Annotated in this window: 24 protein-coding genes; 1 reads left to right on the forward strand and 23 read right to left on the reverse strand. The window is 40.4% G+C overall.

What is annotated here, in order from left to right:
- Positions 1 to 142: 142 nt before the first annotated feature.
- The 11 genes from QM887_RS08190 to QM887_RS08240 form a co-directional block, all read right to left on the reverse strand.
- Complete coding sequence (locus tag QM887_RS08190; protein WP_414271239.1) at positions 143 to 1,483, reverse strand: bacteriocin secretion accessory protein; 1,341 nt, start codon at positions 1,481 to 1,483, stop codon at positions 143 to 145.
- A gap of 12 nt (positions 1,484 to 1,495) precedes the next feature.
- A complete protein-coding gene (gene comA / locus QM887_RS08195; protein ID WP_248034518.1) occupies positions 1,496 to 3,649 on the reverse strand; it encodes a peptide cleavage/export ABC transporter in 2,154 nt (717 codons plus the stop codon).
- A gap of 167 nt (positions 3,650 to 3,816) precedes the next feature.
- Complete coding sequence (locus QM887_RS08200; RefSeq protein ID WP_248034519.1) at positions 3,817 to 4,011, reverse strand: hypothetical protein; 195 nt, start codon at positions 4,009 to 4,011, stop codon at positions 3,817 to 3,819.
- 220 nt (positions 4,012 to 4,231) lie between these two features.
- Positions 4,232 to 4,387: a hypothetical protein gene (locus tag QM887_RS08205; protein WP_248034520.1), complete on the reverse strand. Its 156-nt coding sequence runs from the start codon at positions 4,385 to 4,387 to the stop codon at positions 4,232 to 4,234.
- A gap of 208 nt (positions 4,388 to 4,595) precedes the next feature.
- Positions 4,596 to 4,772, reverse strand: coding sequence for a hypothetical protein (locus tag QM887_RS08210; protein WP_248034521.1), 177 nt, complete (start codon positions 4,770 to 4,772; stop codon positions 4,596 to 4,598).
- 12 nt (positions 4,773 to 4,784) lie between these two features.
- The gene (locus tag QM887_RS08215) at positions 4,785 to 4,934 is read right to left on the reverse strand and encodes a class IIb bacteriocin, lactobin A/cerein 7B family (RefSeq protein WP_075229711.1); all 150 of its coding nucleotides are present in this window, start codon (positions 4,932 to 4,934) and stop codon (positions 4,785 to 4,787) included.
- Positions 4,935 to 4,951: 17 nt separating this feature from the next.
- Positions 4,952 to 5,095, reverse strand: coding sequence for a class IIb bacteriocin, lactobin A/cerein 7B family (locus QM887_RS08220; protein ID WP_414271240.1), 144 nt, complete (start codon positions 5,093 to 5,095; stop codon positions 4,952 to 4,954).
- A 450-nt stretch (positions 5,096 to 5,545) separates the two neighbouring features.
- The gene (locus QM887_RS08225) at positions 5,546 to 5,782 is read right to left on the reverse strand and encodes an acyl carrier protein (RefSeq protein WP_414271241.1); all 237 of its coding nucleotides are present in this window, start codon (positions 5,780 to 5,782) and stop codon (positions 5,546 to 5,548) included.
- Positions 5,783 to 5,787: 5 nt separating this feature from the next.
- Positions 5,788 to 6,780: a phosphate acyltransferase PlsX gene (plsX, locus tag QM887_RS08230; protein ID WP_414271242.1), complete on the reverse strand. Its 993-nt coding sequence runs from the start codon at positions 6,778 to 6,780 to the stop codon at positions 5,788 to 5,790.
- Complete coding sequence (gene recO / locus QM887_RS08235; RefSeq protein WP_414271243.1) at positions 6,777 to 7,547, reverse strand: DNA repair protein RecO; 771 nt, start codon at positions 7,545 to 7,547, stop codon at positions 6,777 to 6,779. Before recO ends, plsX begins: the two co-directional genes overlap by 4 nt.
- Complete coding sequence (locus QM887_RS08240) at positions 7,544 to 8,713, reverse strand: pyridoxal phosphate-dependent aminotransferase (protein ID WP_414271244.1); 1,170 nt, start codon at positions 8,711 to 8,713, stop codon at positions 7,544 to 7,546. Before QM887_RS08240 ends, recO begins: the two co-directional genes overlap by 4 nt.
- Positions 8,714 to 8,867: 154 nt before the next feature.
- On the opposite strand from QM887_RS08240, the gene QM887_RS08245 reads away from it, so the two are divergent.
- Positions 8,868 to 9,878, forward strand: coding sequence for a YeiH family protein (locus QM887_RS08245; protein WP_414271245.1), 1,011 nt, complete (start codon positions 8,868 to 8,870; stop codon positions 9,876 to 9,878).
- Positions 9,879 to 10,061: 183 nt separating this feature from the next.
- On the opposite strand, the gene QM887_RS08250 is transcribed toward QM887_RS08245, so the two are convergent.
- From QM887_RS08250 to QM887_RS08305, 12 genes are all read right to left on the reverse strand, one after another.
- Entirely contained in the window at positions 10,062 to 10,499 is a 438-nt protein-coding gene (locus QM887_RS08250; RefSeq protein ID WP_414271246.1) for a CoA-binding protein, read from the reverse strand.
- 130 nt (positions 10,500 to 10,629) lie between these two features.
- Positions 10,630 to 11,598, reverse strand: a complete 969-nt coding sequence (locus QM887_RS08255; protein ID WP_075229719.1) for a ribose-phosphate diphosphokinase — start codon at positions 11,596 to 11,598, stop codon at positions 10,630 to 10,632.
- A 131-nt stretch (positions 11,599 to 11,729) separates the two neighbouring features.
- The gene (locus QM887_RS08260) at positions 11,730 to 12,557 is read right to left on the reverse strand and encodes a PrsW family glutamic-type intramembrane protease (RefSeq protein ID WP_414271247.1); all 828 of its coding nucleotides are present in this window, start codon (positions 12,555 to 12,557) and stop codon (positions 11,730 to 11,732) included.
- A 24-nt stretch (positions 12,558 to 12,581) separates the two neighbouring features.
- On the reverse strand, positions 12,582 to 13,079 hold the full coding sequence (locus QM887_RS08265) for a beta-class carbonic anhydrase (protein ID WP_414271248.1): 498 nt from the start codon (positions 13,077 to 13,079) through the stop codon (positions 12,582 to 12,584).
- 159 nt (positions 13,080 to 13,238) lie between these two features.
- The gene (locus QM887_RS08270; RefSeq protein WP_049530057.1) at positions 13,239 to 13,934 is read right to left on the reverse strand and encodes a TIGR00266 family protein; all 696 of its coding nucleotides are present in this window, start codon (positions 13,932 to 13,934) and stop codon (positions 13,239 to 13,241) included.
- Positions 13,935 to 14,004: 70 nt separating this feature from the next.
- Positions 14,005 to 15,366 carry a DNA repair protein RadA gene (radA, locus tag QM887_RS08275; protein WP_414271265.1) on the reverse strand — a complete coding sequence of 454 codons (1,362 nt, stop codon included), beginning with the start codon at positions 15,364 to 15,366 and terminating at the stop codon, positions 14,005 to 14,007.
- A 13-nt stretch (positions 15,367 to 15,379) separates the two neighbouring features.
- Complete coding sequence (locus QM887_RS08280) at positions 15,380 to 15,946, reverse strand: histidine phosphatase family protein (protein WP_414271249.1); 567 nt, start codon at positions 15,944 to 15,946, stop codon at positions 15,380 to 15,382.
- Positions 15,897 to 16,340 carry a dUTP diphosphatase gene (locus QM887_RS08285; protein WP_414271250.1) on the reverse strand — a complete coding sequence of 148 codons (444 nt, stop codon included), beginning with the start codon at positions 16,338 to 16,340 and terminating at the stop codon, positions 15,897 to 15,899. The genes QM887_RS08280 and QM887_RS08285 overlap by 50 nt, the downstream gene beginning before the upstream one ends.
- 276 nt (positions 16,341 to 16,616) lie before the next feature.
- The gene (locus tag QM887_RS08290) at positions 16,617 to 17,621 is read right to left on the reverse strand and encodes a GH25 family lysozyme (protein ID WP_414271251.1); all 1,005 of its coding nucleotides are present in this window, start codon (positions 17,619 to 17,621) and stop codon (positions 16,617 to 16,619) included.
- Positions 17,622 to 17,630: 9 nt separating this feature from the next.
- On the reverse strand, positions 17,631 to 17,909 hold the full coding sequence (locus QM887_RS08295) for a phage holin (RefSeq protein WP_015997072.1): 279 nt from the start codon (positions 17,907 to 17,909) through the stop codon (positions 17,631 to 17,633).
- A 3-nt stretch (positions 17,910 to 17,912) separates the two neighbouring features.
- Entirely contained in the window at positions 17,913 to 18,329 is a 417-nt protein-coding gene (locus tag QM887_RS08300) for a phage holin family protein (protein WP_414271252.1), read from the reverse strand.
- Positions 18,330 to 18,338: 9 nt separating this feature from the next.
- The gene (locus tag QM887_RS08305; RefSeq protein WP_414271253.1) at positions 18,339 to 18,944 is read right to left on the reverse strand and encodes a DUF1366 domain-containing protein; all 606 of its coding nucleotides are present in this window, start codon (positions 18,942 to 18,944) and stop codon (positions 18,339 to 18,341) included.
- Between the last annotated feature and the right edge of the window lies 1 nt (position 18,945).

Raw genomic sequence — 18,945 nt, forward strand, 5'->3', positions numbered from 1 at the left:
TACATCATTCTAACACAACAGACACTAAAAATCAAATATTTCACGAACTATATTTGATGTCATATCTGAAAAAGTACAGAAAAATCGCAAATGATTTTTCATTTGCGATTTTCTAAGATTGATTTGAGTTAAAATGAGAACTTTATTCTTGTTTCAAAAAACGATCAAGATAGTAGCGTAAAAAACTCTTCCTACCTGTAATCATAGTCAAACGACCTTCAAGTCCATAACGAAGTTTTTCTGCTTGTTCAGCATTCAAATCCGTATCTGCCTCTAATTTAAAGAAATTGCCCTTTTCTGTCTGAGTCGCACTGGTATCGATATTGGTAATCTTGGATGTCAACACTAGCTGCTTATTGGCATCCGTTACCGTTGTAAATCGTATCTCATTTCCATGCTTGAGACCAGCCACTTCCTTAGAACTGATATAAGCTGTTAGTTTTGCCTTCCTCTCTTTAGCCAACTGGGGAAAAAGATGAGCAAGGATAGTTCCTTCTGGAATGATGGTAGATCGACTATGCTCAGGATTCAAATGTAGAACACCATCTTCTGTTGCTGTAATCTTCCCCTTCTCTAAAAGATTTCCTTGAATCTTTTTACCCGACTCCGCTTCAAGAATTTTCTGATCCAAGAGCGTTAATTCCTGGCCTACCTTGGCTAGTTGCTGAGATTTTAATGATTCCAACTGACTTCCTAATCCAGATGCATAAGCTTGTTGGGCTCCTGAACCTGCATACTGTACTCGATAACCTGCAAGAGTTGACTCCAGCTGAGTGATTTGAGCATCTAGCTGAGATAAGGCCTGCTGTTTGGCTTCTGATCCCTGCTCTTTTGTTGACTGATAAATCGCATAAGCTGGATGATCACTCTCTAAGTGTCCATCACCCTGAATAGCGGATTTGGCTTGCTGATATTCTTTAATTTTGGACTGGGTTTCACCGATGAGATTGCCTAACTCTGCCTGACTACCACTGGCTGCTGCATTTTGAGATGATATACTAGCATTTTGTTGCTCAACCTGACTCCGCAGACTAGCAGCCTGATTCAGATAATCTAAAAAACTATGCTGATAACCAAATTTGTCTGTTTCTGGAAATTGATCACTTCCTGCTTGAAGACTTGCTTTTAAATACTCCAGTTGAAGCTTCTGATCCTTGAGCATTTCCAACTGACTAGCATAATTTTCTGCCTGAACCGCTTCTACCCCCTCTTGGTATTGAACGAGAAGATCTCCTTGTTTGACAAACTTATTTTCAGCCAAATGATTAGCCACAATCTTGCTATTACTGCTAGACTGAATGGTGGCAATGATACGAGCAGGTTCTACCGTAGCTCCAGCTGTCAAGCTTATCTCCTTTTGTGCAAAGATTGAAAAAACGATTAGGAACAAAAACAAGATAAAACTTGGAAAAATCACATAACTAGAAAAATTATGGTAACGACGATTATAAAACTCCGCACTTTCTAAAAATTCTGATTGCATCTTTTTTCCTCTCTAACTATTCACTAGATGGGCGTAAAATCCACCCTGAGCCAGTAAATCCATATGTGTACCCTCTTCGACAATCTTGCCCTGATCCAAAACGACAACCTTCTCTGTCCGCTCAGCAATGGTCAAGCGGTGAGCAATGAAAATCAAGGTCTTATCCAAAGCCATGAGATTATCGACAATTCGCTTCTCGGTCAAAATATCTAGACTGCTAGTCGCCTCATCCAAGATCAAGACAGGCGCATCGGTCAAGAGAGCACGCGCCAGAGCAATTCTCTGACGTTGACCACCTGAAATGCCCGCTCCATCCGAAGTCAATTCTGTCTGGTAATTCAGTGGCATCCGCTCGATATCCTCCCGAATCTCAGCCAACTCTACTGCTCTCAAAATATCCTCCTGGGTCGTCCCCTCCTTAGCTCCAAGGAGAAGATTCTCCAAAATCGTCCCATTGAAAACATAGGGTTGCTGAGGCAGGTAGTTGATATACTGGCGCAGAGCCTTTTTATCAATCTGATTAAGATTGACACCTCCCAGACTAATCTCCCCCTGACTAGGATCGTAAAAATTAACCATCATCTTAGCCAAGGTCGTCTTACCCGATCCTGAAATCCCTACAAAAGCCACTTTAGAGCCTTGTGGAATGGTTAGATTGATGTCCGACAAGACATCTCGACCATAGCCATATTTGTAGTGAACCTGCTTGAAATCCATATCTCCTTCTAGCAAGCTCAAATCTGAGACTGTTTTCTTTTCCTCAAACTCAGATGCAACCAGATAAACTTCATTGAGACGGTTATTGGCAACCTGCGCTGTCTGAAGCTTGGTTTGCAGATTGATGATATTTTCCAATGGATTGGTAAAGTAAACAAGCAAGGTATTATAGGTAATCAACTGGCCCAAACTCATCTTATTATCCATGACTAGGAGAGCCCCCATCCAGAGAATGACGACATTGAGCAAGAGATGAGCAACTTTTTTCAGAGCCTTTTGCCGACTCTCTGCCCGACTATAGGTAAAGGATTTCTTCAGATAATCCACAAATTCCTTGTCAATTTTTTGGTAACGCTGACTCTCACTGGTCAAGGACTTGATAGTCTCAATACCGTTGATGTCCTCAATGATAGAAGAAGACAGGACTGCATTAGCTTCCATGGTATCCCGATTCATCTTTTCAAAGGGCTTCATAAAGGCAAAGATAATCACTGTATAGATAGGAAGTGCCAATAAAGTCATGAAAAAGAGATTGGTATTTTGTGAAAATAAAACAAGGGAAATCATGACAACCGTTGACACATCTAGGAAAATCGAAAGGATGGTCGAAGCCAGCGCATCGATAATACTGTTAGCATCCGTGAAACGAGATACGATTTCCCCTGTCCTGCGTGTCGCAAAGAAGGACATAGGCAGATGAAAAACATGCTTGATATAGGACAAAATCACGTCAATCGACAAGCGTTGCCCCAAAATAAGCAAGAGATACTCCTGAGCGTAGGACAAGATTTGCTGGAGAATATAAACGATGACTAGCCCTATCGAAATAATTCCCAAGGTTGAACGCATCTGATCTGGCACATAAGTGTCAATGATTGACTGAAGGTAATAAGAACCCACAATGTTAATCAAGGTCACCAAGAGGGTCGCCAAAACGATATTAACAATCAAACCTCGCTGTTTCACTAATATAGGGATAAAGGAAAGCAGACCATTTTTTTGTTCCTTATGAGGCTTATAAGTCGGAGATGGTGCCATAAAAATAGTGATTCCTGTCCACTCCTTGGCAAAGCGCTCACGAGAAATCTTGGTCAGCTTAACACTAGGATCTGGATCAGCAATATGAATGTTGTTCTTGTCCTGCCCAGTCACCACATAATAATGGAGCAATTTCCCTTCCTTAAGCACATGGGCAACAAAAGGAAAGGTCAAATCTGGCAAGTCAAAGAGCGTCATATCCGCCTTGATAGCTCGTGTCTCAAAACCAATCTCCTCTGCTACCTTGACCAAGCCCAAAGCCGTCGTCCCATCCATGGTCGTCTTGGCTAATTCTCGCAAGTGAGCCAATGAATAATAGCTACCATAGTAGCCAAAAACCATAGCCAATGCAGCCACACCGCAGTCCATCTGATCCACCTGAGGACGATAATGCCGTTTACTAAATTTCATATCCTACTCCTTTTCCTAACAATCTCCAAAGAAAACTTTGTAAGATTATTTTATCCAAACAAAGAAGCAAAAAGAAAATTATTTCTAAAAAAACAATATCCGCACCTGAACAGCACTTTTTCCTACATAAAAATAGGTAGAACAAACGTCCTACCTAAAATATATATTTATAAAGATTTCTTTTTCTTCCTAATTCTTTTGTCAATCATATACAAAACTATAAATGAAAACAAGGGTGGTACAAGATAACTTTTTTCACTCATTGTCAGCTGAAATCCCAGAGTTGCTAGTATCCTAAAGATGAAAATATTCATTAAAAATAGAAAAACAAATACTAAAAAATATCCTAAAATCTTCTTCATTTCTTTTCTTCAACTTTCCTAATTTCTACACCTATTTTATCACATTTTATCAAAAAATACATGTAAAATTCCAAATAAACTATAAACGATGAAAATAGACACATCAAATGTACCTTTTGGACAAAGAAAATAGGTAGAACAAAGGTCCTACCTAGAAAATATAATGATTAATATTTCTTATCTTTTTCAATTTTTTTACGATTTGCCACAAATTTTTAAATTAACGTCTACTTCTCAAATGACGCCCATACATATAGGTAACGACTCCTAAAACACCCCAAGCTACTGCTGTAGAAGTAGTAACAATGAAACCTCCCTTAGTTACAGCCAAGTCTTCCTCTGTCATAATAGCAAATTTTTCATCCAGTTTCTTCATCTTTCATCTACTCCTTTTTAAATAATACTAGCTAATCCAATAGCTACTCCAACCAAAAGTCCTACTATTCCTGAGGCTGATATAATTATAGCCGCACATTCTTCTGAGATATTCATTTATTTCTCCATTTTTTTAGTTCTTATTTCATTGATAACAACTAAAAGATGATTATTCTATAGCATTTGCCACATACTAATAATAGTTCTCTTTAAACCTTGTCTTTACCTGAATCTAAATAACTCATCATCAAAATAAGCATCGGAACAAATAATTCTGTTTGGAAATATTTTTCAACATTAAAGGTGATTACATTTAAATCCCCCAACACGCAAAATACTCCAAAAATAATTAAAATTGCTCCCATTATATTTTTTAGATTTTTCATACAAGTCCACTTTTATCCAAATTTACGTTTTAAATCTTGACCAATTAATCGACCACCAAGGAAAATTGCCACTCCTGCACCAACCGTGGCTAAGGTAATTGATCCACCTTCTGTATTCATCAATTCTTCTTCTGTCAATTCTGTCCATTTATTTAAATTCATTTTTTCTCTCCTTATTATTACATAAAATAGCCCCAAGCAATACCACCAATTAGTAAGACACCTCCTACAACTACAGCGGTAACTGACCCCCCATCCACTTCCGTCAGCTCTTCTTCCGTAAGAGCTGCAAAGTTCTGTTCCATTTTATCAAAGTTTGTCATTTGTTTTCTCCTTTATTTTTATATTTGTGATTTCTAACCTTTAAACCATTTTAAAAGCCAAATTGGATAAATAACTGAAATAATCATTTCTAATCTCCTTCCTCTTCTTCTCACTTATCTATTCGAGAAATTATTTTAAAATGAATAAATAAATTTAATTTATTTAAAATACAATTTGATAAACCATGGAAGTAAAATTGGTAAATATATTGATTAGACTCCTTTCCTTTTCTTCTTACTTATCTATTCGAGAAATCATTTTAAAATAAACAACTAAATCAAATTTATTTTAAAAACCACTTAATTAACCATGGATAAAGACCTGTCACATACATCAGTAATTCTCCTTTTTTGTTCTTATCTCTTTATTCGTAAACTCAACTATAAAATTTCAAAATCTTATCTTTTTCGAAAAACAAAAAAACAACATGACTTGCATGTTGCTTTATGTTAGATTTTATCTTTAATGACCTTTAATACATCCGCCACACTTTGGAGGTGATCGATTTCTTCATCACTGATTTCGATTCCAAATTCATCCTCAACGGTTAGAACAAATTCCATCAAATCTACCGAATCAGCATCCAAATCATCCTTCAAGCTCAAGGCCTCTGTGACTACAAAGTCTTCTCCTTGACGTTCTTGGATGATGGTCACGATACGGTCAAAAATTTCTTTTTCTGTCATATATATTATTCTCCTGAAAATTCACGCGCAGTTTGAGCAACTACGTCTGTTTCTAGCATGGTACGAATCTGACGAATCGTACTGTACACAGCCTTGGCATCACTTGAGCCATGAGTCTTGACAACGGGCGCCTTGACACCAAATAAGACTGCACCCCCAACGTCAGAATAGTTGAGTTGCTTTTTCAAACCTCTAAGACTATCCTTAAGAAGAAGAGCACCTAATTTAGCTCGCAAACCGCCACCTGTAATGGTATTTTTTAGTAAGCCCATGATTCCCATGGCTGTACCTTCAATGGATTTGAGCACAGCGTTTCCCGTGAAACCATCTGTTACGACTACATCAGCAACGCCATCCATCAAGTCACGTGCTTCCACATTACCGATAAAGTTCAAACTCTCATCAGCTGCTAGCAAGTCATAAGTTCCCTTGCGGAGTGGATCTCCCTTGCTGCTCTCGGTCCCGTTATTAAGCAGACCAACTCGTGGTTTTGCAATTCCACGAACATTTTTAGCGTAGAAAGAACCTAGGATGGCATATTGATGAAGGTGATGGGCTGTGTTTTCTGCATTGGCACCGAGATCTAGCATATCAAAACCTTTCCCATCAACTGTTGGTAAGGTTGACATAAGCCCAGGTCGATCGATATTCTTGATACGACCTACGATGAAAAATCCGGCCGCAAGCAAAGCACCTGTATTTCCTGCAGAAAGAACTGCATCTGCCTCTCCATCTTTGACAGCCTTAGCCGCCAAGACCATACTGGCATTTTTCTTCTTACGGATGGCTCTTGTAGGCTCATCGTCTGAATCGATTTTTTCATCAGTATGGATAATACTAACGCGCTCTGTAGCTGTTAGATATTGCTTGATTTTGCTTTCATCTCCGTAAAGTTGAATCTCAATATCTGAAAAGTCAGCAAGGGCTTGATTGACCCCCTCTACAATAGCTTGAGGTGCATAATCGCCACCCATTGCATCTACTGCGATTTTTTTCATTTGTCTTCCTCTTTTAGTAATTGTCCCCAATCGGCTAGGGAATCAATAAATTTCTTTGATTTTAGGTGAATCCCGACGTACTCTTCGTAAATCTGGTCCATAAACTTGCGCAAGTCTTGCTTGATTTCTGACTTGAGAGAAATAGTCTCCAGAGTATCAAAATCAATGGCTTGAAATTGATTGAGCAGATAAGGGATATTGGGATTCAGATGACATCGTTTCTCATCCTCATGATAATGCTCTGGGCAAAGACAGGCTCCATATTTGAAAGAAAAGTCAAAAGCCTGGCCAACCCGATGGCAAAAGACACACTCATTAAAATTAAGACCAATCCCAAACCGTGTCAAAATCTGAATTTCAAAAATATTAGTCAAAATCTGATAATCTAAGCCCTCTTCCATCAGCTCTAATGTCTTCTGCAAAAAAGCAAATAAGGGAGCGTCCTGCTGATTATCCTGCAAACTCGCATCAGCCAAGGCTGCCACATAGGTCGCATAAGCCATGGTAAAGAGATCACTATTGATCCTTGGAAAGGTCATCACCTCATGATAATCTTCTATATAACTGAGTCCATCATCATTGATGCGCAAGAGAAAACGAGCTAGCACCAAGGGCTGAATAACAGGAGCCAGTTTGGATTGCCCAGCGTGTTTCACAAAAAACATGCGCTTGCCTGCCTGCTCTGTAAAGATTTTAACAAGCTTATCATCCTCTCGAAAGTTTCGGTTGTAGAGCACTAAACCTTGACTTGTGATAGATTGAATCATGCTTCTCTCATGTACTCCTCAAGTCGTTTCATAGCTTCTCTGATGGTTCCCATGCTAGCTGCATATGATAGGCGAACATAGCCTTCTCCATACTGACCAAAAGCAGCACCTGGGATGAAGGCGACAGCCTTCTTCTGGGCAAAATCCTTCAGAAAAGCAAAGGAATTTTGATCATAGCCTGCTGGAATCTTAGCAAAGATATAAAAAGCACCGTCTGGCTTGATGATTTCAAAACCAAGATCAGTCATCTTCTCAATAATGTAGTCCCGTCGTTGGATATATTCCTTCTTCATCGGTTCTGCATCGTTCTTACCAACTGTTAAGGCTTCTACCGCCGCATGTTGCGCCATGGTGTTTGCGGCAGTGACCAAGTACTGATGGCTCTTGATGAGTTGAGCCGTAAAGTTTGCTGGTGCAAAAATAAAGCCTAAACGCCAACCGGTCATGGCATGGGATTTGGATAGACCATTGATGATAATGGCCTGATCTCTCAGCATAGTACCCAGCGATACATGATTTTCCCCTGTGTAGGTCAATTCTGAGTAGACTTCATCACAGACTACAAAAATCTCATACTTACGTAAAACAGCTGCCAAGGCTTCTAATTGCTCGCGACTATAAGTAATTCCTGTAGGGTTAGCTGGATAATTAAGAATGACTGCTTTGAGCTTGTCACCCTGCTCCAAAATTGCCTTCTCTAGCATTTCAGGAGTTAAGACAAAACCATTCTCAGTCGTGTCAATCTCAACAATCTCTGCACCAACTAGATTGACAATAGGCTCATAGCCTGGATAGGCAGGAGCTGGCAAGAGAACCTTGTCTCCTTCCTCCAAAATGGCTGTCAAAGTAGCTGATAAAGCTTCTGTCGCACCAATTGTAACTAAGATTTCATTTTCAGGATTGTAGTCCAACTGATATTTTTCTTTTACAAAATCACTAGCTGCCTGGCGCAAGGCCAATAAACCACTCATCCCTGTATAGTAGGATTGGTCTTGGTCGATGGCTCGCTTTGCAGCCTCCTTGACATGATCTGGCGTTGTAAAGTCAGGTTCTCCCAAGGTCAACCGCAGGACTCCAGGAATCTCTGAAATAGCTTGGTCAAACTGACGAATCAAGGAAACTTGTATCTTATCTAATTGTTTATTAAAGCGTTTGGTTAAGTCCATAGATACCCTCCTTGATAAAAGAACATATGTCTATTATACTACAAAAGCTCTCTGACCGCAAAATTCCGTTAATTTACAACTTTATTCCTACTTTCTATTTTACTTTTCTGACAGACAAGATTATAATAAGAAGTGCTTATTTTCGGAGGTTTTTATGCCATTTCTATCAAAGAATTGGGCAGGACTGTTAGCCTGTCTTATTATATCTATCATCTCTTGGGTTTTAGGAGGCTTTCTGCCTGTTGTGGGAGCACCTGTTTTCGCCATTTTTATCGGAATGATTCTCCATCCTTTTATCACTTCCTATACACAACTGGAAGCCGGCTTGACTTATAGCTCCAAAAAACTGCTCCAATATGCTGTTATTTTGCTTGGGTTTGGACTCAATATCTCACAAGTTTTCGCAGTTGGAAAATCTTCCCTCCCTGTTATCCTCTCAACCATTTCTATCGCCTTGATTATAGCTTTCTTTTTCCAACGATTTTTTAACCTTGATACAAAGCTAGCTACCTTGATTGGAGTTGGATCTTCTATCTGTGGTGGTTCTGCCATTGCAGCGACTGCTCCTGTTATTCACGCCAAGGAAAAAGAAGTGGCCCAAGCTATTTCTGTTATCTTTTTCTTCAATGTCTTGGCAGCTCTTATCTTTCCAACTCTAGGTTCTTGGCTCCATCTTTCCAACGAAGGTTTTGCTCTCTTTGCGGGTACTGCAGTCAACGATACTTCCTCAGTAACGGCCACTGCTAGCGCCTGGGATAGTCTTTACAATACAAACACTCTCGAGTCTGCTACTATTGTCAAACTGACACGCACCCTGGCTATTATCCCTATTACTCTCTTCCTCTCCTATTGGCAAAGTCGTCAACAAGGCAACAACCAAGGAGTGAAGCTTAAAAAAATCTTCCCCGTTTTCATTCTCTACTTCATCCTAGCTTCTCTGCTAACCACCATCCTTACTTCCTTCGGTGTCAGCAGTCACTTCTTTGCACCTCTCAAGCAACTCTCCAAATTCCTCATCATCATGGCCATGAGTGCTATCGGTCTAAAAACCAATCTTGTAGCTATGATTAAGTCTAGTGGTAAATCCATTCTTCTTGGGGCTCTCTGCTGGATTGCTATCATCCTGACTAGTCTTGGTATGCAAACACTCATCGGTATTTTATAAGACAAAGAGGCTGGGACAAAAGTCCTAGCCCTCTTTTTGATGTTGGATTTTCAAGCAAGACGCAGTGGTTGAGTGGGCTCTACTACGCTGATTTCATCAGCTTTTACAGCCCTACTCAACTGTGCGGAGGTGGGACGACGAAATCGAATTCTAACGAATTACCGATTTCTGTCCCACTCTCTTTTATTGTTCAAGAATTAAACGCGTATGTTCTCTCTTTATGCAACGATTCATCACGATATCATCGCATCCTCCATCACGCAAGATTTCTTCCGCTTCTGGATTTTCAAGCCCTAGTTGCGCCCAAAAAATCTTGGCATCCGCTTTGAGAAAATCACGCGCTACATCCGGTAAAAATTCACTACGACGATATACGTTGACAATATCTACAGGAAAAGGAATCTCAGCTAGGCTGGCATAAGCCTTTTCTCCCAAGATTTCACCACCTGCAGCCTTGGGATTAACAGGAATAATCTTATAGCCACGAGCCTGCATTTCCTTAGTCACTCGATTGCTAGTTGTTTCCTCACGATCAGATAAACCCACTACGGCAATTATTTTACTAGTTGCTAGATAGTGACGGACCACTCCATCGCTTGGATTGATAAATTCTTGACTCATAGAAATCCTCCTTTTTCATTTAGTATAGCATATTTTGAAAAGGCTTGCATATTTTTGCTACCAAAAAACTCCTAACAAAGCAACTTTGAACTGCACCTGGTTAGGAGTTTTGTTTTATTTAACGAATGAATTAGATTTTTTTCTCAATACTAAACAAGGGAGAAAGTGGACGTTTTTCGTGGATACGTACGATAGCATCCGCAAGAAGGTGAGCAATAGAGATTTGCTCAATCTTATCAATCAAACGCTCTTCTGGTAAGTAGATGGTATCCAAAACAACTAATTTTTTAATCGCTGATTTTTGGATATTATCCATAGCAGGCCCTGACAGTACTGGGTGCGTACAGCTTGCATATACCTCAACTGCTCCTGCTTCAGCCAAAGCATCAGCAGCATGACAGATTGTACCAGCTGTGTCAATCATGTCATCAATCAAAATACAAGTTTTTCCTTCTACCTTACCGATGATGTTCATAACCTCACTGGTATTCATCTTATCTACGCTACGACGTTTATCGATAATCGCAATAGAAGTTTTCAAAAACTCGGCTAATTTACGGGCACGTGTTACTCCTCCGTGGTCTGGACTGACAACCACGTAGTCTGAACCGACCATACCGCGACGCTCAAAGTAGTCCGCAATCAAAGGAGCACCCATCAAGTGATCCACTGGAATATCAAAGAAACCTTGAATCTGTGCTGCGTGTAAGTCAATCGTCAACAAACGATCTACCCCAGCAACTTCTAGCATGTTTGCAACGAGTTTTGCAGTGATTGGCTCACGCGCGCGCGCTTTTCTATCCTGACGTGCATAACCGTAGTAAGGCATAACAACGTTGACAGATTCTGCACTGGCACGCTTCAAAGCATCTACCATAATCAAAATTTCAAGCAAGTTGTCATTAACAGGTGAGCTTGTTGATTGCAGGATAAAGACGTGTCTCCCACGAATAGACTCTTCGATATTAACTTGAATTTCCCCATCTGAAAATTGGCGAACGCTTGATTTCCCCAATTCAATCCCAATCTCTTGCGCCACACGCTCTGCCAATTCTCTATTTGAAGAAAGGGCAAAGAGCTTTAAATCAGAAAAAGACATGATTCCCTCCGGTATTTATGTATCACTTGTGTTTTTCACAATATTTTCCAACTACCATTGTAGCGCTTTTTTCTCTATTTTTCAATCAAAAATAAAACAAGAGCAAACATTTATACTCTTGTTATAATCTTTTAAGAAATCTCTTTTATCATCGCGTCCTTGTACTTCTCAACAAACTGGAAAGCCTGATAAAAGCTATAAAGAGTAATAGCTGTTACAAGAGGAAAAGCAAGGGGCAACTCTGTCTCCAACTCTACAATAGGTGAGTTGAATAAAAAGTGTGTTCCAAAAGCCAAACCAAGATAGATCAAACCAGACTTCATCACCGCCTTCTGACCTTTATAAGCCCTGTAAAGCAAGTAAAGACCTAGTATGGCAAGTCCTGAAAAAGTCCAATGCGAGGCAAGAGCAGATGTTATTCGCTCTAAAATCCGAGAAATTGTATAATCCAAGCCCTCTGGTAAATCCGAGCGAATATAGCTGATATCCTCAATCATTTGAAACCCTAAACCTGAAGCAATCCCTAGTAAAAAGATTGGTTTCAATTTTTTAATTGGAATCAAATACAAAACAAAGGCAAGAGGTAGTAATTTTAAAGGTTCCTCTACAAGAGGAGCGACAATGGCATTTTCCAAGGCATTCAAAAAAGAACTGTCTGGGAAAAGATCGGTTAGTAAATTATGTATATAGGTATTGGCAAAACTAGATAACCAACCCGAAATAAATAGCCCACCCAATAAGGACAAAGTTATAGCCTTTCTTGATGTTTCCAATTTATGTCCAATACGGTATAGGAGATAAACAGCTGGAATCATATAAAAGAGTGCTAGAAAGATGGAAAGTCCCATCACTCCATATTCCGTTCCAGACATCGATCCATCTGTAAAATACTTGGTCTCATACTGTAAACCAATACACACTAATACAATAAAAACAAATAAAATAATATTTTTCTTCATAGACTATCTTTCTACATTTAATCCTTACAGTTTTACGACTGTCATCCTTCCTGTATCCACATCGTAAACCGCACCTGAAATAACAACATCATCTGGGATTAGAGGAGATTCCTGTAGCAATCTCATATCCTCACGAACACTTTCATCAATGTCTTGAAAAGGCAAAAAGTCCTTGTCAGAAACATCCACTCCTAGTTCTTTTTTCAAATACTCCTGAAAAGGACCATTTTCAAATGTCTGTGCACCACAGTCTGTATGATGGAGCACCACAATTTCCCTTGTCCCCATTTGTTGCTGGGAAATCACAAGCGAGCGAATCATATCATCTGTCACTCTCCCTCCAGCATTCCGCAAAATATGAGCATCTCCCAGAGCCAACCCAAGAGCTGGCGCAACGTGTAAACGCGAGTCCATACAAGTTACGATTGCAACCTTGGTCTTTGGTTTGATCGATAAATGAAGATCTCCATGCAGTTCTACATAGGCTTGATTGGCTTTTAAAAAATTTTCAAAATAGGACATGACAACTCACTTTCTAGTCTACCAAATAATTTGAACACCAAATTATTTATCTCCTATCTTACCATCTTTTTTTTGTCTTGTCAGTTGTCAACCTTCATATACAAAAACTAGGACAGAGACATCCAGCTTCTAGCTTGGGCTTCTGTCCTAGTTTTATGTTTATGATCCTTTTTGGATATACTTATTGAGCGATCCTGCAAAGCTCTGAAGATTGAGACTTTGTACATAGACTTCACCAGTACCTCGGAAGGTGTTAACCACTCCTTCACCCGTACCAATAGATTGCCAGAAGCCATTTTCTAAGTGAATATGATAGTCCAAAGATTGACTCCAAGCCACCACATGGGCATTGTCAATAGTTATTTCTTGGTTTTGTAGCTCAATTTTCTTAATAGAGCCAAAAGCATTGGCCAAGAGAGTTCCCTGGCCTTGGGTAGTCATCACAAAAAGACCACCTTGACCTCCGAACAGAGCTTTACCAATAGACTGACTCTCCATAGTATAGGAAGCCGTCCCATCAAGAGCTAGAAAAGCACCATCATTCAATCGATATTGCTTTTCACCTAGTTCAAGAGCAATCACTTGACCAGGAGTATCTGGTGCTAAAGCAAGATGTCCGTTGTCAGACTCTGCAATAGCTTGAGTAATGAAGGTACTTTCACCAGAAACCATAGAGCGTCCCACAGCTTTGACAAAACGCCCCAAACCAGAACCACTCGCATTAAGTTGGGTATTGAGGCTGACATTAGGTGTGTGGTAAACCATGCTACCGCGCTGGATAAAGACTGTTTCTCCTTGGTTGAGCGATAACTCTACCAAAGGAAATTGCATTTGACTATCCATAGAAAATTTCATAAGAAATTCCTCCTTGTTTTAATAAATGTTAGCAATAAAATAAATAGTCATCTAAAGCTGACCATAACTATTAGGAGAATACTTTTTTCAAGACTTCCTGAATAGTCGTCACCCCAATAACCTGAATTTCCTTAGGTGGCTTAATACCTGTCAAGGAATTTTTCGGTACATAGATTTTTGTAAATCCAAGTTTGGCAGCTTCATTGATGCGCTGCTCGATACGATTCACGCGCCGAATTTCTCCAGTCAAACCTAATTCTCCTACAAAACATTCCTGAGGATTGGTTGGCTTGTCCTTATAGCTCGAAGCTATAGCAACCGCAACTGCCAAATCAATAGCAGGCTCATCCAATTTGACACCACCAGCAGATTTGAGATAAGCATCCTGATTTTGGAGAAGCAAACCTGCCCGTTTCTCCAAAACAGCCATAATCAAGCTAGCACGATTGAAATCAAGGCCTGTTGTAGTCCGCTTGGCATTTCCAAACATGGTCGGTGTCACCAAGGCCTGAACCTCCGCAAGAATAGGACGGGTTCCTTCCATGGTCACAACGATTGACGAACCAGTTGCTCCATCTAAACGTTCTTCTAGGAAAACTTGACTAGGATTGAGCACCTCAACCAGTCCACCCGACTGCATCTCAAAGATTCCAATCTCATTAGTGGAACCAAAACGGTTTTTGACTGCTCTCAAGATACGGAAGGTATGGTGGCGCTCCCCTTCAAAGTAAAGCACCGTATCCACCATATGCTCCAACATACGAGGACCCGCCAAGGTTCCTTCCTTGGTCACATGCCCGACAATAAAGATAGCAATGTTATTGGTTTTGGCCAGCTGCATGAGTTCTGCAGTCACCTCACGCACCTGAGACACAGAACCTTGAACTCCAGAAATCTCAGGAGACATGATGGTCTGGATAGAGTCGATGATGAGAAAATCTGGCTGAATTCTCTCTATTTCTGCCCGTACGCTCTGCATATTGGTCTCTGCATAGAGATAAAACTCGCTATCAATATCACCTAAACGCTCTGCACGGAGTTTGATTTGCTGGGCAGACTCCTCCCCACTGACATAGAGAACTGTCCCTACTTGAGACAGCTGGGTTGAGACTTGTAAGAGCAGAGTTGATTTCCCAATCCCTGGATCCCCACCGATAAGGACAAGACTTCCTGGTACCACTCCGCCTCCAAGCACACGGTTGAACTCCTCCATCTCTGTCTTGGTTCGATTGACATTGATGGAGGTCACTTCAGCCAGTTTCATAGGCTTGGTTTTCTCCCCTGTCAAGGATACACGCGCATTCTTGACCTCTGCAACCTCAACTTCCTCAACAAAAGAAGACCAAGACCCACAGTTTGGACACCGTCCTAAATACTTGGGTGAATTATATTCACAATTTTGACACACAAATGTCGCCTTTTTCTTTGCGATAATAAACCTCTTTCTAAATCTCTATCTCACACTCAATCACTTGGCAAAAATCAATCTTCTCGTCTGGTACAAATTGCCGCATGAGCATTCGATGAGTGACAACAACGACTGTCTGATAGTCTCGATACTTGCCCATAGATTCTAGAAACCGAGACCTCATTTCCTCAGCTGTCTCATATTGAATAGGACTATTAGGAGGTAAGGATCCATTATTTCCTAGAAACAGAGTACGAGCTTTTTCAAAATTCTCTACGCCACTTTCATAGACCTGCCATTCATGCAATAATGGCTCCACTCTCAAAGGAAGTCCAGTAGCACAAGCCACATAGCTAGCAGTCTCTAAAGCTCTTGTGACTGCAGAAGATACGATTATTTCTGCTGAAGAGAGCAAAAGATTTTTTCTAAGTTCCTGGGCTTGGTGCCGTCCCTTCTCAGACAAGGATGCCAAATCTATCCCAAATCCCGTATAAGAACGCTCCTCTAACTCACGGTAATCTGGCTCCCCGTGACGTACAAAGATAATCTTCATCTTAGTGCCCAGTTGATCCAAATCCACCAGTTCGCACGCCGTCTGCCTCATCTCCATCTGCGATTAAAAATGGTGCAAAAACAGCCTGAACTACACGTTCCCCAACTTCAAGAACAACCTCTTGGTCTGTGATATTCTTCATCTGCGCAAAAATATGCCCTTCATTTCCAGGATTTCCATAATAATCCCCATCAATAACCCCAACTGAGTTAATTAAAACCAGGCCCTTCTTACGAGGGTTTGAAGAACGATCATAGAGATAAAGCACTTCTGTCGGTTGCATATAAGCCTTGACCCCTGTCGGAACCAAGACAATCTCTCCTGGAGCAATAACTGTGCGCATAGCAACCTTTAAGTCGTAACCAGCTGCATGTGCTGTCTCACGCTTGGGTAGCAAACTCTCATCTGTAAAACTAGAAACTAATTCAAAACCACGAATTTTCATATTTTCCCTCTTTTTAATCTTTCATTCTAGGCTATTTTATCTTATTTATTCGAAAAAAGCACGAAAAAAGAGCACACAACAGTTATAGGCGATACGATAATTTACACTGTTTCACAATACATTGAAATTTAGAGCTTTAAAGCGAGAGCAAAGTTGACTTTTTACATCGTTTTACAGACATTTACGACATTTTTGCCCCTTTTTTGCCCCTTATAAAACAAAAAAAGCCCGCAAGCCTGAGCCTGCGGGTCGTTAAGAAGAAAGATTCTCCTTTCTTTATTTTGTAGTAACAATTAGTCCGTCAGGTAATACATCAAGCGCTGGTTTATCTGAGCGGCTGCCATCTTCGTTGACGTAGTACCAGCCACCTTCAACTTTAACAAGTTCTTTTGAAGACATTTCGCCGTTCTCTTCTTTGAGATGGTATAGTTTGTCCTTGTATTGAACCCAGCCAGTGACCATTGCTCCTGAAGCATCAAGATAGTACCATTTTCCATTCACAAGAACCCAACCAACGGCCATTGCGCCGTTGTCTTTGAGATAATACCATTTACCATCATCTTTCAACCAGCGAGAAGCTATTGAATAACCTCTCTCGTCGAAGTAGTACCAGATACCATCAATCTTTTCCCACTCCTCTTTTGGATAAGCACCATTGGGGTATTCATACCACCATCCAGTATCATTCTTTTTCCATTTGGGCTTAGATTCCTCGTCATCTAGTAAAACAATGTTCTTGTCGTACGGATTTGAAGAGTATTGCCACAAACGGATTCCGTCCATGCTCGGAAAATATTCAAAGTCAGCGTTACCATCGTTTAAACCATACCCGGCAATCCAAAGGCTGTTTGGGAATTTCGCAAGAATCTGCTCATAATAGATATTATTGAGCGTGAATGGCTTGTAGCTGTAATAGATTGGCTCGTAGCCATTTTCTTTGAGGATTTCCATAAAGCGAATACATGCATCTGTATTTGCCTGTTTATCTCCGCTTGCATGATCTTCGTAGTCGAGGCACAAGTATTTTACTTTTTGAGGCACATTATCAAGGAAGTAGCGTGCCTCTCGCTCGGCTTCTTCAATGTCACCACCAAACCAAGCAAAATGATAGAATCCAACAGGATTGGATTGCTCAACTTGAGCAGACAGGCAAGGGTTTAGGTAGTTTGTACTCTCTGAAACCTTTATGATGGTATTTTGTGTACCCATATCCTCCAAAATACCTGTAATATCGTATCCATTATGACTGGATACGTCGATGAATAAGTCGTTTTTCTTCATTTTTCCCTCCTAATCCTCGCTTGGCTCTTGATAGTCAAGAGCACGTTTGCTATCAGAAATTCCTGCAGTTGTTGGGTCTGGAATGATATTTAGGATATTTACAATTGTCAATCCCACAAGATAAGGGTTCGCAAAGAATTTACCAAGCAAGTCTAAAATGACTCCCCAGCTAACTAGGTCTTCTAGTTTTAGATTGAAATATGCGAGAATTGGCAAAGCTAATGCGAATGCTACTCGCAATAAAAATGTTTTGTTTTTTAAGTTAAAACGTACTTTCCAGTTAATCATGTGTTATTCTCCTTTGTTTTTGTCGTCATCTTTTTCAAGTAATCGCTGAAACGCTTTTAAAATCGGCTGAAAAAGAGTGACATTTCCTTTTAGTTTGCGGTAATTTTCAATGAGGGATTGAAATGTAAATGCAATGTACCCGAGATAAATCGAGTACAAGAATGCGAAGCCTGTCTTCTCAGGAAGTAGAACAGACATTGGGATAAGGATCATTAGCAAGAGGACTCCTAAAATCTTACGAAGGAGTCCGTTGATGCCGATTTTGCTCTTATACTCGATGTCAGGATTTGCGATAGCAGCAATTGTCCCTGTGACAAAATCAATGATTTCCATCGAGACAATCAGTGCTAGAGCGTACAATACCAAACCATCTTCTGTTTGAACGAGGCTTCTAAAAAAATTGAAAAATTCGATTTGCATATAACCTCCTTAATCAATTCGTGGCATGACCACGGTCAAGACACCTTGCTGAAGCATATCAGATAGCGACTGTTCTTTCCAAGTGTAGCCCTCTGTTGCTTGCATCTGGAACTTAAAGATAGTCTTGGTCCCACTCGGCCATTTTGGATTCGTATCAAACGGATAAGGCATAGCCACGATGTCACCATTTGCATAGCGTGTGCTCTTCACAAGTGGCTTAATAAACCCAGCCACTTTATTGTAAGCATGAGTAGGCATACCTCCATTTTGAGAAATGGCTAGAGCAATCAAGACCTCAGTGATAGCTGAAACCGTGTCAAGGTTCTCCTTGTTTTCCACGGTCGCTTGCTCCATCTTTGCGGTCATCTCTTTGTTTTTCTGGATTTGTTCATCTACCTTATTGAACTTCTCGTTTTCAGCACGGTTTGGGAAATTCTCCTGATAGAGAGCCTCAATAGCTAACTCAAAAAGTTCGCTATTTGATAGGCTGATTTTATCAGCAGGTAACAAGATAGGTACGATAGCACCATTTGAGTTGACAAGTGTGACTTTGGTAGCTGATGCTGTTCCACTTGCATCAAATTCCTGTGATTTTGAGCCATATTCTAGTTTCATA

The organism is Streptococcus infantis (assembly GCF_047460875.1).
Lineage (GTDB): Bacteria > Bacillota > Bacilli > Lactobacillales > Streptococcaceae > Streptococcus > Streptococcus infantis_AA.